The 23,318-nt window shown below is 42.6% G+C and carries 15 protein-coding genes; 12 read left to right on the top strand and 3 right to left on the bottom strand.

Annotated features, from left to right (window positions below):
• Positions 1–53: 53 nt before the first annotated feature.
• The 3 genes from cysS to rnhB are packed head-to-tail and all read left to right on the top strand — an operon-like array spanning position 54 to position 3,187.
• Positions 54–1,532, top strand: a complete 1,479-nt coding sequence (gene cysS / locus ACRD7A_RS07925) for a cysteine--tRNA ligase (protein ID WP_430810793.1) — start codon at positions 54–56, stop codon at positions 1,530–1,532.
• Positions 1,533–1,536: 4 nt separating this feature from the next.
• Positions 1,537–2,544, top strand: a complete 1,008-nt coding sequence (locus tag ACRD7A_RS07920) for a M28 family peptidase (RefSeq protein WP_430810794.1) — start codon at positions 1,537–1,539, stop codon at positions 2,542–2,544.
• Positions 2,545–2,581: 37 nt separating this feature from the next.
• On the top strand, positions 2,582–3,187 hold the full coding sequence (rnhB, locus tag ACRD7A_RS07915; RefSeq protein WP_430810795.1) for a ribonuclease HII: 606 nt from the start codon (positions 2,582–2,584) through the stop codon (positions 3,185–3,187).
• A gap of 43 nt (positions 3,188–3,230) precedes the next feature.
• On the opposite strand, the gene ACRD7A_RS07910 is transcribed toward rnhB, so the two are convergent.
• On the bottom strand, positions 3,231–3,845 hold the full coding sequence (locus ACRD7A_RS07910) for a porin family protein (protein ID WP_430810796.1): 615 nt from the start codon (positions 3,843–3,845) through the stop codon (positions 3,231–3,233).
• A 359-nt stretch (positions 3,846–4,204) separates the two neighbouring features.
• On the opposite strand from ACRD7A_RS07910, the gene ACRD7A_RS07905 reads away from it, so the two are divergent.
• The 3 genes from ACRD7A_RS07905 to ACRD7A_RS07895 all read left to right on the top strand — a co-directional run bounded on the left by ACRD7A_RS07905 (position 4,205) and on the right by ACRD7A_RS07895 (position 9,345).
• On the top strand, positions 4,205–6,355 hold the full coding sequence (locus tag ACRD7A_RS07905; RefSeq protein WP_430810797.1) for a S46 family peptidase: 2,151 nt from the start codon (positions 4,205–4,207) through the stop codon (positions 6,353–6,355).
• A gap of 175 nt (positions 6,356–6,530) precedes the next feature.
• Positions 6,531–8,675, top strand: coding sequence for a S46 family peptidase (locus ACRD7A_RS07900; protein ID WP_430810798.1), 2,145 nt, complete (start codon positions 6,531–6,533; stop codon positions 8,673–8,675).
• Positions 8,676–8,715: 40 nt separating this feature from the next.
• Positions 8,716–9,345 (top strand): ribonuclease H1 domain-containing protein, encoded by a 630-nt coding sequence (locus ACRD7A_RS07895; RefSeq protein WP_430810799.1) that lies wholly within the window; start codon positions 8,716–8,718, stop codon positions 9,343–9,345.
• Positions 9,346–9,569: 224 nt separating this feature from the next.
• On the opposite strand, the gene gltX is transcribed toward ACRD7A_RS07895, so the two are convergent.
• Complete coding sequence (gene gltX, locus ACRD7A_RS07890; protein ID WP_430810800.1) at positions 9,570–11,093, bottom strand: glutamate--tRNA ligase; 1,524 nt, start codon at positions 11,091–11,093, stop codon at positions 9,570–9,572.
• 452 nt (positions 11,094–11,545) lie between these two features.
• Between gltX and ACRD7A_RS07885 the strand changes: the two genes are divergently transcribed.
• The 6 genes from ACRD7A_RS07885 to ACRD7A_RS07860 all read left to right on the top strand — a co-directional run bounded on the left by ACRD7A_RS07885 (position 11,546) and on the right by ACRD7A_RS07860 (position 21,215).
• Positions 11,546–12,130: an RNA polymerase sigma-70 factor gene (locus ACRD7A_RS07885; RefSeq protein WP_430810801.1), complete on the top strand. Its 585-nt coding sequence runs from the start codon at positions 11,546–11,548 to the stop codon at positions 12,128–12,130.
• A 170-nt stretch (positions 12,131–12,300) separates the two neighbouring features.
• On the top strand, positions 12,301–13,347 hold the full coding sequence (locus ACRD7A_RS07880) for a FecR family protein (RefSeq protein WP_430810802.1): 1,047 nt from the start codon (positions 12,301–12,303) through the stop codon (positions 13,345–13,347).
• A gap of 73 nt (positions 13,348–13,420) precedes the next feature.
• Positions 13,421–16,819, top strand: coding sequence for a SusC/RagA family TonB-linked outer membrane protein (locus ACRD7A_RS07875; protein WP_430810803.1), 3,399 nt, complete (start codon positions 13,421–13,423; stop codon positions 16,817–16,819).
• 5 nt (positions 16,820–16,824) lie between these two features.
• Positions 16,825–18,735 carry a SusD/RagB family nutrient-binding outer membrane lipoprotein gene (locus ACRD7A_RS07870; RefSeq protein ID WP_430810804.1) on the top strand — a complete coding sequence of 637 codons (1,911 nt, stop codon included), beginning with the start codon at positions 16,825–16,827 and terminating at the stop codon, positions 18,733–18,735.
• Positions 18,736–19,083: 348 nt separating this feature from the next.
• Entirely contained in the window at positions 19,084–20,490 is a 1,407-nt protein-coding gene (gene aspA / locus ACRD7A_RS07865) for an aspartate ammonia-lyase (protein WP_430810805.1), read from the top strand.
• Between the two features lie 275 nt (positions 20,491–20,765).
• On the top strand, positions 20,766–21,215 hold the full coding sequence (locus ACRD7A_RS07860) for a lipocalin family protein (RefSeq protein ID WP_430810806.1): 450 nt from the start codon (positions 20,766–20,768) through the stop codon (positions 21,213–21,215).
• A gap of 76 nt (positions 21,216–21,291) precedes the next feature.
• Here ACRD7A_RS07860 and lepA read toward each other — a convergent pair whose 3' ends face one another.
• A complete protein-coding gene (lepA, locus tag ACRD7A_RS07855) occupies positions 21,292–23,079 on the bottom strand; it encodes a translation elongation factor 4 (RefSeq protein WP_430810807.1) in 1,788 nt (595 codons plus the stop codon).
• Positions 23,080–23,318: the final 239 nt, after the last annotated feature.

Genomic DNA, 23,318 nt, shown 5'->3' with positions numbered 1-23,318 from the left:
TAAGCGTTAGAATTTTGTAATTTAGCGGCTTGTTTAAAAAATGGTTCAACCCAATGGAGAATAAGTTATTTATATACAACACCCTAAGCCGAAAAAAAGAAGAGTTTCAAGCCATTAACCCCCATCATGTGGGTTTATATGTTTGTGGTCCAACGGTGTATGGTGATCCGCATTTGGGACATACACGTCCGGCCATTACTTTCGATGTATTATTTCGTTATTTAAAGCATAGTGGTTATAAGGTACGCTATGTGCGTAACATTACCGATGTGGGTCACCTGGAGAGTGATGCCGACAGCGGTGAAGATAAGATTGGTAAAAAAGCTCGCCTAGAAGAGCTGGAGCCCATGGAGGTAGTGCAGTTTTATACCGATCGCTACCATCATTACATGGATTTGCTGAATGTGGAAAAGCCCAGTATTGAACCGCGTGCTTCAGGACACATTATTGAGCAACTGCAGATTGTAGAAGATATATTGGCCAAGGGGCTTGCCTATGAAAGCAATGGTTCCGTTTATTTTGATGTTGAGAAATATAACTCGAGTCATCATTATGGTAGGCTCTCGGGGCGTAATATTGAAGATCTATTGAGTACAACACGTCAGCTGGATGGGCAGACTGAGAAACGAAACAGTTTCGATTTTGCCCTTTGGAAAAAGGCAGCTCCTGAACATATCATGCGCTGGCCTTCGCGTTTTAGCGATGGTTTCCCCGGTTGGCATCTCGAGTGCTCGGCCATGAGTGCCAAATATCTGGGTAAGGAATTTGATATTCACGGTGGAGGCATGGATCTTTTGTTCCCTCACCATGAATGTGAGATAGCGCAAAGCACAGTGGCGCACGGTCACACCCCGGCGCGTTATTGGATGCACAATAATATGATTACTATCGATGGTCAAAAGATGGGTAAGTCGTTGGGTAACTTTATTACCTTGGAGCAGCTATTTACCGGTAATCATGAAAAGTTGGAGCAGGCCTATAGTCCTATGACTGTGCGTTTCTTCATCCTGCAGGCGCACTACCGAAGTACGCTGGATTTCTCCAACGATGCATTGCAGGCATCAGAAAAAGGGCTGGGACGATTAATGGAGGCCTACCGCAAGCTTGATAAGCTCGAAGCATCTGCCGCTTCATCTTTTAGTGTGAATGAGCTGCGTAACAAGTGCTATGCAGCGCTGAATGATGATTTGAATACACCCATATTGATTGCTCACTTATTTGAGCTTGTTAAGAGCATCAATAGTGTTGTGGCAGGTACGGCGAGCCTAACAGCCGATGATGTGACAGACCTGAAAGAGTTGATACATACCATGGTAGTGGATGTGCTGGGGCTGTCGGTAGAAGAAACAGAGAGCGGACATGGTGGAGACGATGCCCTCTTATCCAATACGATTGATCTGTTATTGAATTTACGCAACGATGCAAAGGCCAATAAGGATTGGGGCACTGCCGATAAGATTCGTGATGAGCTACAGGCCTTGGGTGTGGTAATAAAAGATACAAAAGATGGCTTCGAATGGAGCATAAAGTAAAGATATGAAGCAACTATTAACTTCTGCACTATTAGTTTGTGGCTTGTTGGCCGGAGTATTTTTGTCGGGCTGTGATTTCTTAAAGGGCGATAATACGAAACAAGGGGCGTCAACTAAAGCTACCAAAGTAGCAGCACCGGTTTTCAACAGTGATTCGGCCTATCATTATATTGCTGAGCAGCTGGCTTTTGGACCGCGCGTGCCCAACACCGAGGAGCATGCTGCTTGTGCTGCTTATTTAAGTGAGCAGTTGCGCCGCTTTGGTGCAGAGGTGGTTGTGCAGGAAGCCAAGGTAATTGCCTTTGACAATACGGTGTTGCATGCCAAAAATATTATTGGACAATATAATCCGGGAGCCAAAAGGCGAGTGCTTCTTTGTGCTCACTGGGACACCAGACCCTTTGCCGATTACGATACGGATGCCGCTAGGCGCAATCAACCTATTGACGGCGCCAACGATGGAGCAAGCGGAGTAGGGGTGCTGTTGGAAATTGCCCGTCAGCTGCAGCAGCAACCCGTCAATGTGGGTATCGATATTATCTTTTTCGATGCCGAAGACTATGGGCAGCCTGCTCACCTGAATCTTTCACCCAAGGACGATACCTGGTGTTTAGGTTCGCAGTATTGGGGCAAGCATCCCCATACCCCCGATTATCGTGCGCTCTATGGAATCTTGTTGGATATGGTGGGGGCACCCGATGCTTATTTTTATCAGGAACAGCATTCAATGAATTATGATCCCGGCTTGGTTAGGTATATATGGGATACGGCGCATCAGCTGGGATATGGTTATCACTTTAAAAAGGATCGTGGAGGGTGGATTACCGATGATCATGTCTATGTGACCAACTTGCGTAACTTTCCTTGTGTTAATATCATCCAATACAATCCTGATGCGCGCCATGGCTTTGGCGATTACTGGCATACGCACAACGACACCATGGATAATATTAATAAAAATACGCTGAAAGCTGTTGGACAGACTGTTCTGGAAGTTATTTACAGTGAGTAAGCAGTGTTGAGAAGTATCATTAGTAAGGAATTTTATAATGGCTAATCTACTGCCTTTTTTAAATAGTGATGTGATGGAAGCCGGTTGCGACGAAGCCGGTCGTGGGTGTTTGGCCGGCCCGGTGGTGGCTGCGGCCGTAATTTTGCCTGCCGACTTTAGTCATGCGCTGCTGGATGATTCAAAAAAACTAACGGAAAAACAACGACAGACGCTGCGCCCTATTATTGAAAAGGAAGCCGTGGCTTGGGCGGTCTCCTTTGTCGATCATCAGGAGATAGATGAGATCAATATCCTCAAGGCTTCGTATGTGGCGATGCACCGCAGCGTTGATCAGCTTACTACAAAGCCTGAGCATTTGCTGATTGATGGCAATCGCTTCATTCCCTACAAAGGCATTGAGCACACTTGCATTGTTAAAGGTGATGGCAAGTACCTGTCCATTGCGGCAGCCAGCGTGTTGGCCAAAACACATCGCGATGAATTTATGCTGGCCATGCATGAGCAATATCCACATTATGCCTGGGATAAAAATAAAGGTTATCCCACAAAGGCTCATCGTGCGGGCATAAAGGCGCATGGTATCACACCGATCCACCGTAAAAGCTTTCGCCTGCTGGATGAGCAAATGAGTTTATTCAAATAAAAAAAACCGGCCTTGCGCCGGTTTTTAAGTATTCATTGTTTTATTAGAATGAGTAGCTCAATGTAAATTGAAACCCTTTTGATTTTGTGTCAACCCCTTCTTCCGGATTATCTGCCAGTTCAGAAAGACCAATGATGTAACGGCCATCAATACCAAGACCCGAAGTAAATTCATAACCAAGACCTAAGGCAAGGCCGAAATCAAGACCTGTAACATCTTCTTTAATATCATCCTCACCTGATTCAGACATTCCACCAATAGTCGCATCCCAATCTTCTTTTGCTGATAATAAAAAGTCAAACTGTGGGCCTGCTTGTAGGCTAAATCCTTCTGCTACGTAATACTTAGCTATTACAGGAATTGATAAATAATTTAATTTCATAGTTGACTTATATCTCTCACCACCTTCGCTTATATCAAGTTTCGCACCCTTTTCTGAATAGAGCAATTCTGGTTGAATTACAAAAGCCTCGGTAATATCGAATTTGGCAAAAGCTCCAACTGCTAAACCAACTTTTGAGTCAGGAGAGATGTTCATGCCGCTGCCCGAATACTTAATGTTGGCGATATTAACACCAGCTTTTACTCCAAAAGTTTGCGCTAATGCGCTCACGGATACCATTGCCATCACGGCAATCATTGCAACAATTTTTTTCATATTCAATTAGATTTAGATTAAAACATTCGTGTACAAATATATATATTAAATAATATTTTACAATTTTTTAAAACAGAGTATTGTGCGATAAAAGTATCTTTTAGTCATTGATTTTTATTTGCATGTCAGCTTAGTAATTCTCTTTGTCATATATTCAACAAAAATATATCCCCTGTGTTTCTCTATGGTATGTAGGTGTTAGGAGTCATCATTTCTTTTCATCAAAAATTATATCTTTGAGCGAAGTAAGAAAATATAACGATTAAGGTTGTGAAACCAGGTGTTTATATATAATGACAAGTGGTTTGTATATAGTGTATTAGGCTTGATTTTGACAATAAAAATTAAATAGTAACAGAATGAGAAGAATAGCAGCGATTTTGCTTGTAGCCGTTATGGGGTTTGCCCCGTTGGCCAAGGCCGATGAGGGAATGTGGTTATTGCCACTGATTAATAAGTTGAACATTGAGAAGATGCAGGAGATGGGCTTTAAACTTTCTGCCGAGGAAGTTTACAGTATCAACAATAGCAGTTTGAAAGACGCCATTGTTATTTTTGGTGGTGGCTGTACCGGTGAGTTGATTTCTGACCAGGGCTTGATATTGACCAATCACCACTGTGGATATGGTAAGATACAAGAGTTAAGCTCTGTGGAGAACAATTACCTGAAGGATGGTTTTTGGGCTAAGAGTCATGAGGAGGAACTACCGGCTCCCGGGCTTAAGGTTACCTTCCTCAAATATATGACCGATGTTACTGCCGACATCAATGCCGAACTTACGGATGATATGAGTGAGCAGGCTCGTGCGGCTAAAATTAAAGAAGTGGCTGCTGCTTTGGTGGAAGAGGCTCGGAAAGGTAATGACTACCAAATTAGTGTTAAAGATTATTTCGAGGGCAACCAATTCTTCCTGATTGCCTATGAAACATTTAAGGATATTCGTTTTGTGGGTGCGCCACCATCGTCAATCGGTAAATTTGGATTTGATACAGATAACTGGATGTGGCCCCGTCACACCGGCGACTTCAGTATGTTCCGTGTGTATTGTGGACCTGATGGTAAGCCAGCTGAGTATTCAAAGGATAACAAGCCCTACAAGCCGGCGCACCACCTGCCTGTTTCTTTAAAGGGTGTACAGATGGATGATTATGCCATGACTATTGGTTTCCCCGGTAGTACGGAGCGTTACCTTACATCGTGGGGGATCGCCGAGCGTATGGAAATTATTAACCATGCCCGCATTAAGCCACGCGGTGTGAAGCAAGATATCTGGCAGGCCGATATGCGTGCCGATGAGAAGGTGAATATTCAGTATGCCTCAAAATTTGCCCGTAGCTCAAACTATTGGAAAAACAGTATTGGTATGAACCGTGGTCTGGAGAAGCTTGATGTGCTGGGGCAGAAGCGTGCGCTGGAAGCCGAGTTTGCCCAATGGGTAAAGGCTGATGCGGCCCGCAAAGCTAAGTACGGTAATGTACTCAGCAATCTTGAGAAGGCTTATGCAGAGCGTGCTGATTATGTAAAAGCCACTTCTTTCCTTGCCGAGTGTCAATTGCGCGGTGCCGAGGCCTTGTATTTTGCCTACCGTGCTACAGCCTTGGAGAAGGCACTGGAGGAAGAAGATCAGGAGAAGATTGATAAGGCGGTGGCCAGCCTGAAAGCAGCCGGAGAATCTTTCTTCAAAGATTACTACCCGGAAACCGATCGTAAGGTAATTGGTGCTTTGCTGAAGATGTATAATGATGACATTGATGCCCAATATCATCCTTCATTCTATGCGACCATCAATAAGAAGTTTAAGGGTGATTTCCAAAAGTTTGCTGATTATCTGTATAACAAATCACTGTTTATGGACGAGGCTCGTTTTAACGCTTTCCTGGAAAAACCATCATTGAAGGAACTGCGGAAAGATTTAGCCTTTATTGGTGGTGTTTCATCCATTGATAAATATCGCGAGATAAAGAATAAGGAAGCCGAAAGTGCAGTGGCCATCGATAAGAATAATCGTTTGTTTATTGCCGGTTTGATGGAGATGCAGCCCGAGAAAGTTTTCTATCCGGATGCTAACTTTACCATGCGTTTATCATATGGTAAGGTGGGTGATTACGAGCCACGCGATGGCGTGTTGTATAAGCATTTCACAACGGTTGAGGGTATTATGGAGAAAGAAGATCCGGATAACTTTGAGTTTGAAGTGCCTGCTAAACTGAAAGAGTTGTGGAAAAATAAAGATTACGGACAGTATGCCGATGCAGCAGGTTATATGCCTGTGTGTTTCACCTCTAACAACGATATTACCGGAGGTAACAGTGGCAGTCCTGTTATCAATGCTGAGGGTCACCTGTTTGGTTTAGCTTTCGATGGTAATTGGGAGGCCATGAGTGGTGATATTGCATTTGAAACAGAATTGCAAAAGTGTATCAATGTGGATATTCGCTATGTGCTGTTCATTATTGATAAATTTGCAGGTGCTACTAACCTAATTGACGAAATGACACTGGTTAAATAACCAGTCATAATATTGTTAAGGCTTAAGGGTCGTGTCTTTGTGCAAAGCGCATTAAGGCACGGCCCTTTTAGTTTGAGGATGTATATTTTGTTAAAATAGCTTAAATACCGGCCGGGTCATAGTAATCCCTTTAATAATCTAGTAGTTTCGCAATTCTTGATAAATAGCTAACTCAATGCGTTTACTCTTTTTTATACTAAGTACGATGCTGTTGTCGCCTGCTATGAAGGCCGATGAGGGCATGTGGTTGCCTTACCTGATTAGTGATGCCCAGCTGGAAATGATGCAGCAAAAGGGTTTGAATATCCCCTTTGCATCCGTTTATAGTCATGATGCGCCTTCCCTTAAAGATGCTGTGGTGTCGCTGGACCAAGGCTCTTGCACCGGAGAATTTATTAGTGATAGGGGCTTGTTGCTGACCAATCATCATTGTGGGTATAACGAAATACAGCAACACAGTAGTGTGGAACATAATTATCTGGAGAATGGTTTCTGGGCGGCTTCGCCAGAAGAAGAGCTGCCCAACCCTGGTAAAACGGCCACTCTTTTAGTGGAGGCACATGATGTTACCCGTCAGATTGTTTCACAGTTGGATACTTTGAAGGGAGAGGCCCGTCAAACACTGGTTGACAGTATCAGTGCCTGTATTGAAAAGGAAGCACACGAGCGCACACAGTTGGAGGCTACCGTAAAACCCTTCTTTAATGGGAATTCCTACATTTTGTTTATCACGCAAACCTATGAAGATGTAAGGCTGGTAGGCACACCACCTTCTGCCATTGGTAAATTTGGAGGAGATACCGATAACTGGATGTGGCCCCGCCATACCGGAGACTTTTGTTTTTTTCGCGTTTACAGTGCTCCCGATGGATCACCGGCACCCTACTCGCCCGAAAATGTTCCCTTTACACCCAAAAAGCATTTCCAGATTAGTCTGGAGGGCTATCAAAAAGGAGATTTTACTATGACGCTGGGATACCCGGGTCATACACAGCGTTTTCTATCGTCCTATGGAGTGAAGGAGGTAAAGGATGTGATTAACCCTGTGGTAGCTGAGGTACGCGGTATCAAACAGAGGATTTGGGAGGAAGCTATGGCTGCTTCTGACTTTACGAACATACAATATGCCGCTAAATATTCAGAATCGAGTAATTACTGGAAGTATGCCATTGGTCAAAATGAAGCACTGGAGAAGCTTACGGTAATCCAAAACCGGAAGAGCAAGGAGCAGGCATTTAGTGAATGGGCGCAGGCTGATACCACGCGCCGGGCCAAGTATGGAAAAGTATTGCCGCTGATAGAAGCCTCCTATCTGTTAGGGAATAAATTAACGCACGCAGAAACGGTAACCCAGGAGACCATGTTGCAGGGCGCCGAGATTGTTAATTTTGCCCTGGAGGTAAGCAGCTTATTTATGGAGCTTACCAAGGTTCGGGAATCTGAACAATACGCCAAATATATGAAGGAGGCGCTGGATACCTTACAAACTCTTTACAAGGGTTACGATGCACGTCTTGATCAACGTGTTTTTGAGGCAATGCTAAAGTATTACCTGGATAATACGCATGAAAGTCTGCGTCCTAAGTTGGAAAGTTTACTGGGTAAGAAAAATGTGGATAATCCGTCGCGTTTTGTAGATGACTTATATCAAAAGACGGCACTGGCAAGCGAGCAAGATATGATTGCTTTGTTGGAGAGTGGAGATAGTGAAGCTTTTTTTGACGATCCGGCCATCGTCTTTTCATATCAAATACTATCCCACTTCTATCAGTTGATTGATATACATGATCGTCTTAATCGCCAACGCGATGAAGCTCAGCGATTGCTTGTTAAAGGTTACCTTAAGCAGCGTCAATATAGCAGTGTCTATCCGGATGCCAACAGCACGCTTCGGCTGTCATACGGTACCGTGGGTGATTATGAACCCAAAGATGGCGTGAAGTTCAAGTATTATACTACCCTGGAAGGTATTATAGAAAAGGATGACCATGATAGGCCTGATTTTCGAGTGCCCCTTAAGCTGGAAGAGTTATTTCATGGCAATGATTATGGTAATTATCAGCTGGACAATGGGCAGATGCCTGTATGCTTTATTACCAACAACGATATTACGGGTGGTAACAGTGGTAGTCCGGTGATTAATGATAAGGGTCATTTAATTGGTGTTGCCTTTGATGGTAACTGGGAGGCCATGACAGGCGACCTGGCCTTTGAGCATGAGCTGCAAAAGTGTATTTGTGTTGATATACGCTATGTACTTTTTGTAGTGGATAAGATGGCAGGCGCCAGCCACCTGATTGATGAGATGGATATTCTTTGATTATAGGAAATCGAATTATCTTTGTAGGAAACGGTATTTTATGGCGAAAAATAAATTTTACGTGGTGTGGGTAGGGGCTATGCCCGGAATATACTCCAGTTGGCCGGCTTGTCAGGCGCAGATAAAAGGATTTCCGGCTGCTAAGTATAAGGGTTTTGCCAGTAAGGAAGAGGCTGAAAGAGCTTTTCGCAGTGATTATAAGCAATACATGTCAGGAGCCGCCAAAGGTAGCAAAGGCGGTGTTTCTTCCATCAATTCACGTAAGAATATTGTGGAGCATAGTATTTCTGTGGATGCTGCCTGCAGCGGTAATCCCGGGGTAATGGAGTATCAGGGGGTATATACCAAAGATGGTCGTCAGCTATTTCATAAAAAATTTGATTTGGGCACCAACAATATTGGTGAGTTTCTTGCCTTGGTGCATGGTATCTCTTATTTGCAGAAGAATAATCTGAATCTGCCCATTTATACCGACTCTAAGATAGCTATGGGCTGGGTGTCGAAAAAAACATGTAAGTCAAAGCTGGCAGAGACACCTCGTACAAAAGAGCTGTTTGAGCTGGTACACCGGGCCGAGGAGTGGCTGAAAAATAATAAGGTACAAGTGAAGATTATGAAGTGGGATACCAAAAACTGGGGTGAGATACCGGCCGACTTTGGAAGAAAATAATATTTGCTTTTCCAAAGTTTTAAACTTCAGAAAAGCACCTAAAATCCTACTGTTTCCCTAAATCACCAGTGTTACTTTGTAATTATAAGGGAATTCGATTTTAATATTTATTTTAAAATATAGAACCACAAATTCCACCAATTTAAACAGATAGTTTCGCAATACGAACCCAATAATTGAGGAATTTGTGGTTGAAAAAATAAAGAAATATCAATGGGTATTTCTTAAGCCAGCTTTTCAACGGCATTGTTAATACGCTGAATAGTTTCTTCTTTACCAATCATTTCGGCAATGGTCATTAGGTCGGGGCCAAAACCACCACCCACTAAAGCCAGGCGGAAGGCGTTCATAACTAAACCAAAGCCAAGACCATTCTCTTCAATATGCTCGGCAATGCAGGCCTTTATGCTTTCAGCATCCCATTTTTCCAGGGCCTCCAAAATCATTGTCAGGGAAGTCATAAAAGCGGGTACATCGCCTTTCCAGCGTTTCTTAACTACCTTGGCATCATAGCTTAGGGGTGCCTCAAAGAAGAAGGCGCTTTGTTCCCATAGTTCACTCACAAAGTTAACACGTTCTTTAACCAGACTAACTACTTGCGATACATAAGTGGTATCCGGTGTATGTCCGTGCTCCTTTAGTACTGATTGATAAAGGGTGGCCAGCTCATCATCCGACTTACGGACGAGGTGCTGCTGGTTAAACCATCGGGCCTTATCAGGATCAAAGCGGGCACCCGATTTGTTCACCCGTTCGATATCGAAAAGTTCAATGAGCTCATCCATTGTAAAAAGTTCCTGCTCAGTGCCCGGGTTCCAGCCCAACAAAGCCAATAAGTTAATAACAGCTTCGGGAAAGTAACCACTCTCGCGGTAGCCGGCTGCAATGCCATCCTCCAGCTGCCAGTTAAGGGGAAATACCGGGAAGCCTCCTTTATCACCATCGCGTTTCGATAATTTACCTTTGCCTGTCGGTTTAAGAATGAGCGGTAAGTGGGCAAATAGTGGCATGCTTTCTTCCCATCCTAGTGCGCGATATAGCATAATGTGCAAGGGTACCGAGGGTAGCCATTCCTCACCTCGTATTACGTGTGTAATTTCCATTAAATGGTCATCCACTATATTGGCAAGGTGATAGGTAGGCAGTTGATCGGCACTTTTATAAAGTACTTTATCGTCCAGGGTATTGGTGTTAAAGGTAACTGCGCCCCTTACCATGTCGTTGGTTTTAACCGTAGTATCTTCCGGCATCTTAAAACGGATCACCCATGGCTCACCGGCCTCCATACGCTGTTTCACCTCTTCTGCCGATAAAGACAGGGAGTTCTTGAGGTGCTGACGCGTGTGCATATCGTAAGCAAAGGTTTTTTTCTCAGCCTCGGCTTTGGCACGCAGGGCATCCAGTTCTTCAGCCGTATCAAAGGCGTAGTAGCCCCAGCCTGTTTCGATCAGCTGGTCGGCATACTTTTTATAAATGGCTCGACGCTCGCTTTGTTTGTACGGACCGTAGTCACCTCCTTGCTTTACACCTTCATCAATGGTCATACCTAACCATTCCATGCTTTCATTGATATACTCTTCGGCTCCTTCAACAAAACGGGTTGAATCGGTGTCTTCGATACGAAGAATAAAATCGCCACCATGTTTTTTGGCAAATAAATAATTAAACAAGGCGGTACGAACACCACCAATATGAAGGGGTCCGGTAGGACTTGGCGCAAAGCGCACGCGTACTTTACGAGTTGTCATAGGCTCTTTTTTTTGCAAAGATAGTTTTAAAATGTTGAATAGTTAAGCCGCCTTTTTATGTAATTCGGTCTGCCGATTATCTAACTGATTATATTGCATTTGATCCGAATGTATTTTTGATCAGTGGCTTGTAATACTTTATGAAGCTCCTAATAATTGATGATGAATAAATGAAATTGTGCTGTCTTCTTCACAAGAAGTTGCACTTTTTAACTTTTTAAGAGCTACTCAGGGGGGTTAAAATTCTTTAAAAGCATCTCCTTATGCGCTTATTGAATGTACAATGCTCATTTAGCCAGGTCTCTTAAGGATCAGGCGGAGAGGGTTTTAGTGTTTTAATGGGATGGTAATTTATAGTATGAACATTTGTGGAGTCCTTTCGATGGGTGGAAGACTATATTCGTAACGTAAAAATAACAGCTATTTAAATTCATGCTTTTAAAGGGTGTATTATGATCCGGGGAAAAGAGACGGCAAAAAAAATACAAGCAGGGAATCTGAAAGCATTTCAGAAATTCTATATGGCTCACTTTAAGCGCTTATTAAATTACGCGAACCTGTTTGTGGCTCGGCGCGATGAGGCCGAAGACATTGTTCAGGAGGCTTTTTTTAAATTGTGGTCCAATAGAAGCGAAATAGACTGTGATCAATCGCTTAAAGGATTGTTATTCCGATCAGTACGCAATGCCTGTTTAAATGTATTGAAGAAAGATGAAGTTCATGCTCGCTTTGTTGATTTTGCCAAGCACTGTGAGGATATCGAGCATGTATATAAAGTAGATTTTGATTTGCCAGCAGCTGGGGATCAGGATCTTTATGTTATTGATGAAATAAAAAAGGCCATTGATGAAATGCCGGGAAAACGCAAGGAGGTATTTCGTTTGGCAAAGATTGAAGGACAGTCCCACGCCGAAATAGCCGAGCATCTTGATATAACAACCAAAGGAGTAGAGCGCCATATAACATTGGCCAATAAAATGTTACGCATTAGGTTGCGGCATGTAGTAGGATTCGTTTTACTACTTTTTGTTTTTTAGTATTAAAAAAGATCAATTTTTTTTGTGGGGGTATGCTCTTTTGCATGTATTAGTAGTAGAGGATGAAGATTGTTAGCGAAAATATAAGGAGTTTAATAAAGCGTTATTTAGCGGGTACTGCTAATGCTCAGCACATGCTGACTTTAAGTCAATGGCTTAAGCAGTCAGAAATGAACGAGTTGATTTTTAAGAGCTTGTCCCGCCAGCATGAACTTGAGCACGAGGCGGGTGATGAATGGAATTGTTTTGTCGATCGTTATGGTGTTAATTTTCAATACGAAAAAAAGAGTCATCGCAAGCTTATTTTCCTGTCATCAGCTGCTTCCATATTGCTTTTAGTAACTCTATATATACTTATTCCGTCGGCACCTGTTGAAAATGACTTATTTGCTTTTGTGATGGAGCAGGAAGATTTGCTAACGAATACTACCATCACAACTACTCGTGGGGATACTATGGAAACGACGGTAAGCCATGCTAGTATTGAGCTGATACACAATGGACAACAGTTGAGTGTTGAAGATAAAGTAGTGGATGAAGTGCCGAATGGCAACTCTGTTTTCATTAATACCCTGAAAGTTCCTTATGGTAAAACGGCCAAAATATTGTTGGCTGATGGAACGCAGGTATGGTTAAACGCAGGGAGTCAACTTATTTTCCCCAACCATTTTAGAAATAGTGATAAGCGGGAAGTGATGCTGGTAGGTGAAGGATACTTTGAAGTGGCACATAATCCCAGTAAGGCCTTTCGAGTATTGACTAATGATATGACTTATACTGTGTTGGGTACTGCTTTTAATATTAATGCTTATGATGGTGAGCAAAATGGGGAAGCTGTTCTGGTTAATGGCTCTCTTCAAATAGAACATAATAACAGCGCTCAGAAAGTGGTGCTTGAGCCTGGGCAAAAGGCAAGCTTGAATAAGGGACTTAACAGAATGAGTACATTCAGTGTTGATCCTGCATTGTATACAAGCTGGAAAGATGGTTATCTGACACTTAATCACGCTACATTCAGCCAATTGATTAGGCAGGTAGAGTGTTATTATAATTACCAGATAGTCTTTGATAAGCAGTTGCTTAGTGAATCAGATATTCTTAGTGGTAAGCTTCTTTTGGAAGAAGAACCAGAGAATGTTATAAATGCTTTGTGTGATTTAGTAGGGGTTGAATGTAAAATAAATGGAAGTAGAATAGAATTATATAGACCAGAATAAAGTAAAGGGTGCGCTCGGTCAAAAACACACCCTTTCGAATAATTTTTAATCATTTAATTAAACAATCAAATTTATGAATTTCACTGGGAAATTAAAATCCTTCTTTCCGGTTCGGGTAAAAAATTTGATTAAGCTAAGCATCATTGCTTGTTTAATTACAATTTTTGGCTCCAATTCGCTGTCAGCAGCAATCCGTTTGAAAGAGCAAAAGGTTAATCTTCAGTTACGCGAGGTTACGCTTCGCGAATGTCTTAATGAAATTGAGGCACAGAGTAAAATGGTTTTCGTTTATAACGAAGAGCAGGTGGATGTGCAGCAAACTGTTTCGGTAGCGGCCAATAACCAGAGTGTTGAAGCGGTACTGAACGATGTGCTTCAAAATGCCACATTTAAACTGTATGGTAATCAGGTAGTGATTGTTGCTGATGCAGCTCATGAGAGTGCTGTACAGCAGGGTGATGTAACTGTATCAGGTACTGTTGTTGATCAGTTTGGTATGGGCATACCAGGTGTAAATGTGTCTGTTAAAGGAACCACAACCGGTACCATTACCAACCTGGATGGACAATTTACCTTAGAAGTACCAGCAAATAGTGTAATTGTGTATTCTTTTATTGGTTTTGCCAGTCAGGAAATTACCGTTGCACCAGATGCCTCTTATGACGTGACAATGCAGGAAGATGTAATGAATGTGGACGAAGTGGTTGTTACTGCCCTTGGTATTAAGCGTGAAAAGAAAGCTTTGGGATACTCGGCTGTTGAAGTAGGTGAAGAAGCGTTTGAAACAATGAAAGATGCTAACCCAATGGGTGCACTTTCTGGTCGTATGGCTGGTGTTCAGATTAATACTTCATCGCAGGGTGCGGGTGGTTCATCATCTGTACTGATTCGTGGTGCTGCTGTGCTTTCAGGTTCTAATGAGCCTTTATACGTGGTGGACGGTGTGCCTATCTCAAACACTCAGTTCTCTAACGCTGATGACGCGGATAACGGAGGTGTTGACTCAGGAAACGGTTTGTCAGGTATTTCGGCTGATGATATTGAAAATATCTCAGTACTAAAAGGTCCTGCTGCAACGGCTTTGTATGGTTCACGCGCTATCAATGGTGTAGTACTGGTAACTACTAAGTCAGGTAAAGGTGAGCAGGGTACTACTGTTGATTTTAACTCGAACATTACTTTCGATAAAGCCCGTATTTATTCTAATTGGCAAGAGGTTTATGGTCAGGGTACCAAAGGGAATGCACCTCAGACTATCGATGCAGGTAGAGAACAAACAAGCATGTGGGGTGCTAAGTACAGTGATACAAATTCGTATGTGAATTATAACGGGCAGCAAAAGGATTACAAGTTTTATGATAATGAACGCGAATTTTTTGATACAGGTATGACGTGGACGAACTCTGTAGCTGTTAATCACAATACAGAGAAAGCGAATCTTCGTTTATCTTATTCTAATACAACTAACAATGGTTTAGTTCCCGGAACTTCATACGACCGTAATACATTTAATGTATCTGGTGGTACAAAAGCATTTAACGACCGTTTAGAAATCAACGCTAAGATTTCTTATACCGATGAAGAGTCTGAGAATGCGATGATGGGTGCCACACCATTTAACCCAACTTCTCAGTTGTTAGGTGTGCCTAATAACGTGTCGCTTGATGATTTAAGGAACTATAAAGATCCTGTGACAGGTTTGCCAATTGGATTAGGAGTTAATGGTAACAGCAATATTTATTGGACAACCAACGAGATTGATCACCAATATCGTAAGAAGCGCGTAATGTCATTGGTGAATGCCAAACTGAATATTACAGACCACTTAAACGCTCAGGTGAGGGCCGGTAGCGACATGACTTTCTTTGCTAACGAGTCGGTTTACCCAATTGGAACACCTTATTACACTGATGGTCGTGGTAGTATGATGAAGGCTGACGAAGTGGAGTCGAACTACGATTTTCTTTTGAACTATGATCGTAACTTTACCGATAAACTTGGTTTAACCGTTAATGCTGGTGCTTCGCGTATGGATCGTGAGTATGAAGGGTTAAGCATTTACTCTGTTGGTTTTACTTTACCTGATTTACAACGTCCTGGATTTGGTAACGATAATACTCAGGTTGTTGATTATAGCCGTAAACGCATCAATTCTGTTTACAGTACTGCTCAGTTCCGTTATGGCAGCATGTTGTATTTTGATTTATCTGCACGTAATGACTGGTCGTCAACACTACCTTCTGATAACAACTCGTACTTCTACCCATCTGTAAGTACTTCTGTGATTGTATCTGAAATGGTGGAGATGCCAAGCTGGATCACCTTTGCAAAAGTACGTGGTTCATGGGCTCAGGTAGGTTCTGATACCGATCCTTATCAATTAGTGTTACAATACAAGCCAGATGATAATGCACATCCAACATGGGGTGGGGGAAACAATATTGTGGCAGGTATTGACGGAGCTACGATTCCTAACGCTACCTTGAAGCCATCTATTATGACTTCTTATGAGATTGGTGCCGATATTAAATTTTTGAATAACCGTTTAGGCTTAGATGTAACTTATTACAATTCAGTAGCTGATGATCAGATTATGCCAATCGATGTATCTAATGCTTCAGGTTACAACGAGGCAATTGTTAACTCAGGTTCTATCGAAAACAGGGGATGGGAAGCTGTATTGTATGCTAATCCATACCGTAGTGCCAATTTCTCATGGAATACCTCACTTAACTTCGCATATAACATCAACGAAGTAACCGAATTGGCTGACGATGTAACTCAGTTGAACCTAATGAGTGGAGCTGGTGTAAATGTGATTGCAGCTGTGGGTGAGGAATATGGTGCCATCATGGGGCGTACTTTTGTTCGTGATGAGAATGGTAAGATAGTAATCGGTAAAAATGGTTTGCCACAGGCTTCTAACGAGTTTACAAAATTAGGTGGTGCTTACCATCCGGTAATGTTAGGTTGGAGCAATACTTTAACTTACAAGCAATTTACATTAAACGTACTGTTCGATTCTAAGTTTGGTGGTGAAGTTTATTCAGCTACTGAAGCCTCAGCTTACGCAATGGGTAAACACGAAAATACACTTGGAAGAAGCGAATACGTTGCAGGACAAGCATGGAGCTCGGCTGAATTAGAAGGTCAGACAACAACAGCTCGTCCTGAGGATGTTTACGGTGCCTTAGCATCAATTGATGAGCTATTTGTATATGATGCTTCTTTTGTGTCGTTACGCGAATTAAGTCTGTCATACCGTTTGCCAAGTCAGTTGTTTACAGACTCTAAGTACTTCAAGAGCGCATCGGTAGGTTTGTTCGGTAAAAACTTAGGATACCTTTACCGTTCTACTGACAATATTGATCCTCAATCCACTTACTCAATCAGTAACGGAGGTCAGGGTATTGAATATGGTAACATGGCTTTACCAGCAAGCTTTGGTTTCAATGTTAACGTGAAATTTTAATCAGAATGAAAAAGCTAAGTATATTATTATTCGCTGCAGTGCTAACCATGTTTAGTGCCTGTACCGATGAGTTTGAAAAAATTAATGACAACCCGAACCGGGTTGAAGATTTGGACGCTGGATTTCAGTTTGGAAAAGTACAGTTATTGTATGCCGGTAACGGACATGAAGAGTGGCGTGGGAACTTAATCATGACTGGTCCAATTGCTGGGGTTACTCAATGTGGTTATACAACAGGACAGGGCTTCGGACTGTCAGATGGCTTTTCAGAGGCCAAATGGTCAGTGTTATTCACCAACACCATTAAAGACGGTCGCGATATGCAACGTAAATTAATGGAAAAGGATGAAAATGGTTCGAACGATGTCAAACTGGCACAGTCTGACATTATGTTGGAACTCTCTTTCCAGCGTTTGACGGACTTATACGGGGACATTCCTTACTCAGAAGCTGGCTTAGGTTTCAACGAATTGCTTTTCTACCCCGCGTATAATTCGCAGGAAGATGTATACAAAGGCATGGTTGCTAAGTTACGAGCCGCCAGAGATATCCTGCTAAGCAGTGAGAACGCTCCATTTGGCTCTAAGTATGATTTGGTATATGGGCACCTGTCAATTGATGAACAGCGCGAGGCTTGGGCACGTTTGGCTAACTCATTGTTACTTAGAATAGGTATGCGTGCGTCTACTGCTGATGCAGCTTGGGCTCAGGGTGTTGTAGAGGAAGCTGCGGCTAATGCGGCTGGTTACATTACTGAAGTTGACATTAAAACATCGGCAGCCTTATTAAAGCATAGCACAGTTGGTGGTGCGTGGGGAATTCACGAGAATGGCGCTGGTTCGGCTATTAATGGTAAAGCGGGTGGTTTCGCCTATGCTTTCCTTGGTGAAGAATACCTGCGTATGGCTCAGCAGAACAAAGACCCTCGTTTATTCTATACAGCTTGTCAAATCATCAGTCAGGGTGGTGAGTTCAGAGCATGGACTGGCCAAACATACTTCAATCCTTTTGAAGAAGCTGCCCGTCCTGGCGAAGCGTGGAAACCAGTGGTATTTAATCCAGAGAGAGGTGGAGCTGAGTCTGCTGCTGCTGTAAGAGGTCTGATGAAAGTTGAAGGAGTAGAAGTTAATGCTGACTGGTTCGTTAATGCTGCTCGCCTTGGTGTTAACGATACAGTGAGAAATGATAAGAAAGAAGTACTGTATATATATAAGTATGATGCTGATTATGCTCAATACCGTACACTGTGTGCTGTAAATCCCGAAACAGTAGGTTCGCGCACAGCACCAACCGTAATCTTTAGTGGTGACGAAACCTATTTCATTCTTGCTGAGGCTGCTGCCAAGGGATGGAGTGTTCCTGGTGATGCTACTACTAACCTGACAAAAGCTGTTGAGTTAAACATGAGCAAGTACCCAGCCCTTTATAAGGAGAGTGCTTCACCTGCTACTTACATGGAAATGTATAAGGAAACGACTGGTGATGCAAGCACTTATGAGGATATGGCAGCTGCTTATATTGCTAATTTAGGGGCGGCAACGGCTGAAACAATTCACTTGGAGCGTTGGAAGTCGCTTTTCCTCAATGGTTACGAAGCTTTTGCTTTATGGAACCGGTCACTGGTTTCTGTAACTCCAGTAGGCATTCCATATTCAAAGGATATTGATTTACCAGCATATACCTGGGAAAACATTAAGGATGCACAGCCAGGTGTGGAGCAAACACCAGATGCATTCTTCTCAACCCCATTCCATAATGGTGGTATAACTGGTGGTGTTCGTCCGCGTCGTTTGGATTACCCAGACAGAGAGCGTATGAACAATACAGCGCACATCAACGCAGCCATGGAGCGTCAAGCTGCATTCGGCAACGATGGTGATAACTTTGTGTCAACAAAAATGTGGATTAGTAAGTAAACAAATTCACGAGTAATCATATTTAAAAGGAGCCTTAACGGGCTCCTTTTTTCGATTTATATCACCAATAGACCTGGACATAATAAGGAGCTTAATCTATATACATTCTAAATTATATCAATACAGGTATTCTCCTCAACTTACAGTTTGAAACTTAAAGGGTGTAAAACATCATTTTTGTGCTTCTACCATAAATGCGTTATAGCAGTTTAAAGAAAAAGCATTAGGATGGCTTTTAAACTGCCTGCATCTGCTTTACGCCTGCCTTTGCAAAGTGACCAATGACAGCATTCTATTTCGAAAAAAACAATAATATTTGTATGACAAACATTTAAAAAACCACACATTATGGCAACACGTATTGAAAGCGATTTGCTGGGAGAATTGCAAGTACCCGTTGATGCATACTATGGAGTGCAAACACAACGTGCCGTCGAAAATTTTAATATATCAAGCGCTCGCCTGAGCCATTATCGTCATTTTATATGGGCGCTGGGTGCCGTTAAAATGGGTGCCATAAAGGCCAACCATGAGTTGGGGCTGGTCAATGACAAGATAAAGAATGCAGTTGTGCAGGCTTGTAAAGAGATGATGGAAGGACGCTTTGATAAAGAGTTCCCCATTGATATGATACAAGGAGGAGCCGGAACCAGTACCAATATGAATGCCAATGAAGTAATTGCCAACAGGGCATTAGAACTCATGGGCCACGAGAAAGGACAATATGAGTTTTGCTCACCCAACGATATTGTCAATCTGTCGCAGTCAACCAACGATGCTTATCCTACGGCCATTAAGCTTGCTTTGATTAGGAAAAATTATGTGCTTATTGATCACTTACAGCTTTTGGTGAATGCTTTCAAAGAGAAAGGTAATGAATTTGCCGATGTAATAAAGATGGGGCGTACACAGTTGCAAGATGCAGTACCTATGACATTGGGGCAGGAGTTTTGTGCTTATGCCATGACCCTGACAGAGGAAATTGAGCGGCTAACACAAAATGCTAATCTGTTTCTGGAGGTAAATATGGGCGCTACAGCTATTGGAACAGGTATTAATTCCGTAGAAGGTTATTCAGAGGCTTGTGTTAAGCATTTACGGGAAATTACAGGTTTCCCCATTGTATTGGCATCGGATTTAGTTGAAGCGACGCCCGATACGGGTTCGTATGTCATCTACTCATCGGCTTTAAAACGTATGGCCGTTAAAATATCGAAGGTTTGTAATGACTTGCGTCTCTTGTCATCAGGCCCTCGTGCCGGACTTAATGAGATAAATTTGCCGCCCATGCAGCCCGGATCTTCCATTATGCCGGGTAAGGTAAATCCGGTAATTCCTGAGGTGATGAATCAAATTTGTTACAAGGTGATTGGTAATGATCTGACTGTGACCTTCGCTGCTGAGGCGGGTCAGCTACAGCTGAATGTGATGGAGCCGGTATTGGTGCATAGTATTCTGGAGTCGATACAGTTTTTAATGCGTGGCATGGATACCTTGCGCACGAAGTGCATTGATGGTATTACTGCCAACCGTGAGATATGCGAAAATATGGTGCTTAAGAGCATTGGTATTGTAACTGCACTAAACCCGCACATTGGCTACAAAAATAGCACCCGCATTGCCAAGGAAGCCCTGAAAACCGGTAAGGGCGTGTATGAGATAGTATTGGAGGAAGGAATACTATCTGAGGAGCAGTTGCAGGAAATTTTAAAGCCTGAAAATATGATAGGACCGGCAAAACGCACATGTCCATAGATTAATCATAAATTCAGAATAGGGCGCTGGCTGTGATGGTTTGCGCCTTTTTTGTATTAATACTATTGATAGGATTATTGTTATCGTCGTTGTATTGCACCTTATATTTTGTTATATGTTGTAAGCGTAAATTGCAATGTTGGTAATTTATTGTTGGAGAAAGAACTATTGAAAGTCATGTCCTGCTATAACTTCACACGTAGTAATAATGTATTTTCATTATGTAATTTTTTATTCTAAGTTTGCAGCCTTAATTATATAAATAATATATCACAATGAGCAGAAAACTTTTAATTGTACTAATAACCTTACTTAATAGTTCAGTGTTATTTACCGGCTGCGAAAAAGACGAGGGTGAAGCGATGCTGATTAACGTAACTATAAATGATATTGTTGGGCAGTGGCGTTTCGTAAGCGGTTCTGAAACCATCAATGGTGAAAAAGAAGCGATTAATGAACTGGATGAAACCATTATTTTTAATGCGGATGGCACCTTTGAAATCATCTTTGAAGGTATAACCGAAGAGAAGGGGCTATTCAACCTTACCGATAATACCATTCACCTAGTGGTTGTCGATGATGAAGAAGGAATGCTTAACGAGCGAACCGTTGCTAATTTTACTGATACGACTTTAGTGCTGACAGGTTCGTTTAGTGAAGCGTATAACGGACAGATGTATGATATTAGTTTTACTTCAAAATATGAACGGGTTATAGCCGAGTAATTAATTCAATCGTATAAAAAAATCCCGTCAGTAAGTGCTTGGCGGGATTTTTTATGATAATTGTATAGTCTTTTGTTTAGTCTAATTTTAGAACGGCTAGGAAGGCTTTCTGAGGTACCTCGACATTACCCACTTGCTTCATTCGTTTCTTTCCTTTTTTCTGTTTCTCCAGCAGTTTACGCTTTCGTGAAATATCACCGCCGTAACATTTGGCCGTTACATCTTTTCGCACAGCTTTCACTGTTTCACGGGCAATCACCTTAGCACCTACCGCTGCCTGAATGGCGATGTCAAACTGCTGGCGCGGGATCAGCTCTTTCAGCTTCTCACACATGCGTCGTCCAAAGGTTTGAGCATTGTCGAAGTGAATTAATGAGGACAGTGCATCCACACTCTCGCCATTGAGCAGTATGTCGAGGCGAACCAGTTTGGCCGCTCTGAATTCAATGGGGTGATAGTCGAAGGAGGCGTAGCCCTTGGAGATACTTTTGAGCTTATCGTAAAAATCAAAGACAATTTCCGCCAGGGGCAGTTCAAACTCCAGATCCACACGGTCGGCCGTCAGGTAATGTTGCTTCATCAAAGTGCCTCGTTTACCAAGGCAAAGCGTCATTATCTGACCGATAAACTCTGATTTGGTAATGACAGAAGCTCTGATATAAGGTTCCTCTACTTTCTCCAGAATGGTGGGTTCGGGCAGTTCTGATGGCGTATGTACGTCTATGATTTCACCTTTTTTGGTGTGGGCAATATAGGGTACGTTGGGCACGGTCGTAATCACCGCCATATCAAATTCACGATCTAGTCGTTCCTGGATAATCTCCATGTGCAGCAGTCCCAGGAAACCGCATCGGAAACCAAAGCCCAACGCTGCTGATGATTCCGGCTCGTAGGTGAGGGAGGCATCATTCAGCTGTAGCTTCTCCATTGCAGCGCGTAGGTCTTCATAGTCCTCTGCATCGATGGGGTATACCCCGGCAAAAACCATGGGCTTTACTTCTTCGAAACCTCCGATAGCTTTGGCGCAGCCTCCTTTAACATGGGTAATGGTATCACCCACTTTTACCTCTCGGCTGGTTTTAATACCTGATATAATATAGCCTACATCACCTGTTTTTAGTTCTTTACGCGGCTCCATACCCAGGCGCAATACGCCCACTTCATCGGCATCATATTCTTTTGCAGTGTTAAAGAATTTTACCATATCACCTTTTTTAATGCTGCCATTTACAACTTTAAAATAGGCGATGATACCACGGAATGAGTTGAATACCGAGTCGAAGATAAGGCATTGAAGCGGACCATCTGGGTTACCAACAGGGGCGGGTACACGGTTGATCAGCGCCTCCAGAATGGCTTCTACACCTTCGCCAGTTTTGCCGCTGGCACGAATAATCTCTTCGCGCTCACAGCCAATCAGGTCAATGATCTGATCCTCTACTTCCTCTGGCATGGCATTGGGCAGGTCCATTTTGTTGAGCACCGGTATAATGGTCAAATCGTGCTCGATGGCCTGGTATAAGTTGGAGATGGTTTGTGCCTGAATACCCTGGGTGGAATCGACAATAAGCAAGGCACCCTCGCAGGCTGCAATGGAGCGCGACACCTCGTACGAGAAATCCACGTGACCAGGAGTGTCAATTAGGTTCAAAACATATTTTTCACCTTCAAACTCATAATCCATCTGTATGGCCTTACTCTTAATGGTAATGCCCCGTTCGCGTTCCAGGTCCATATCATCCAACACCTGATCCTGAGCGGCCTTACCCGTTACAGTACCAGTATAACCTAAGAGGCGATCGGCCAGCGTGCTTTTACCATGATCGATATGAGCAATAATGCAAAAATTACGAATATTTTTCATCTACAGTTACTTTCAGTCAATTAGCTTATCAATGAACAGATAAGGATGACAAAGATACTTAATTAATTAAAACCTGACCATAGCTGAGTTAAAGATAAACACCAAGGTGAAAGGAGCGTATTGTTTACTAAAACAACATAATTTTAAGATACGATCCTTTTACTTGTAGAGCGTTCAAGATGTTTTAAGGGACGGTTCTCTAACACAAAGGCGCTTATAGGGAACGGTTCCCTAAAAAG

It is taken from the genome of Carboxylicivirga longa, from assembly GCF_050589825.1.
Classification (GTDB): Bacteria; Bacteroidota; Bacteroidia; order Bacteroidales; family Marinilabiliaceae; genus Carboxylicivirga; species Carboxylicivirga longa.
The sequence above is the reverse complement of the archived record's forward strand: the minus strand, read 5'-3'. Positions and strand labels throughout refer to the sequence as shown.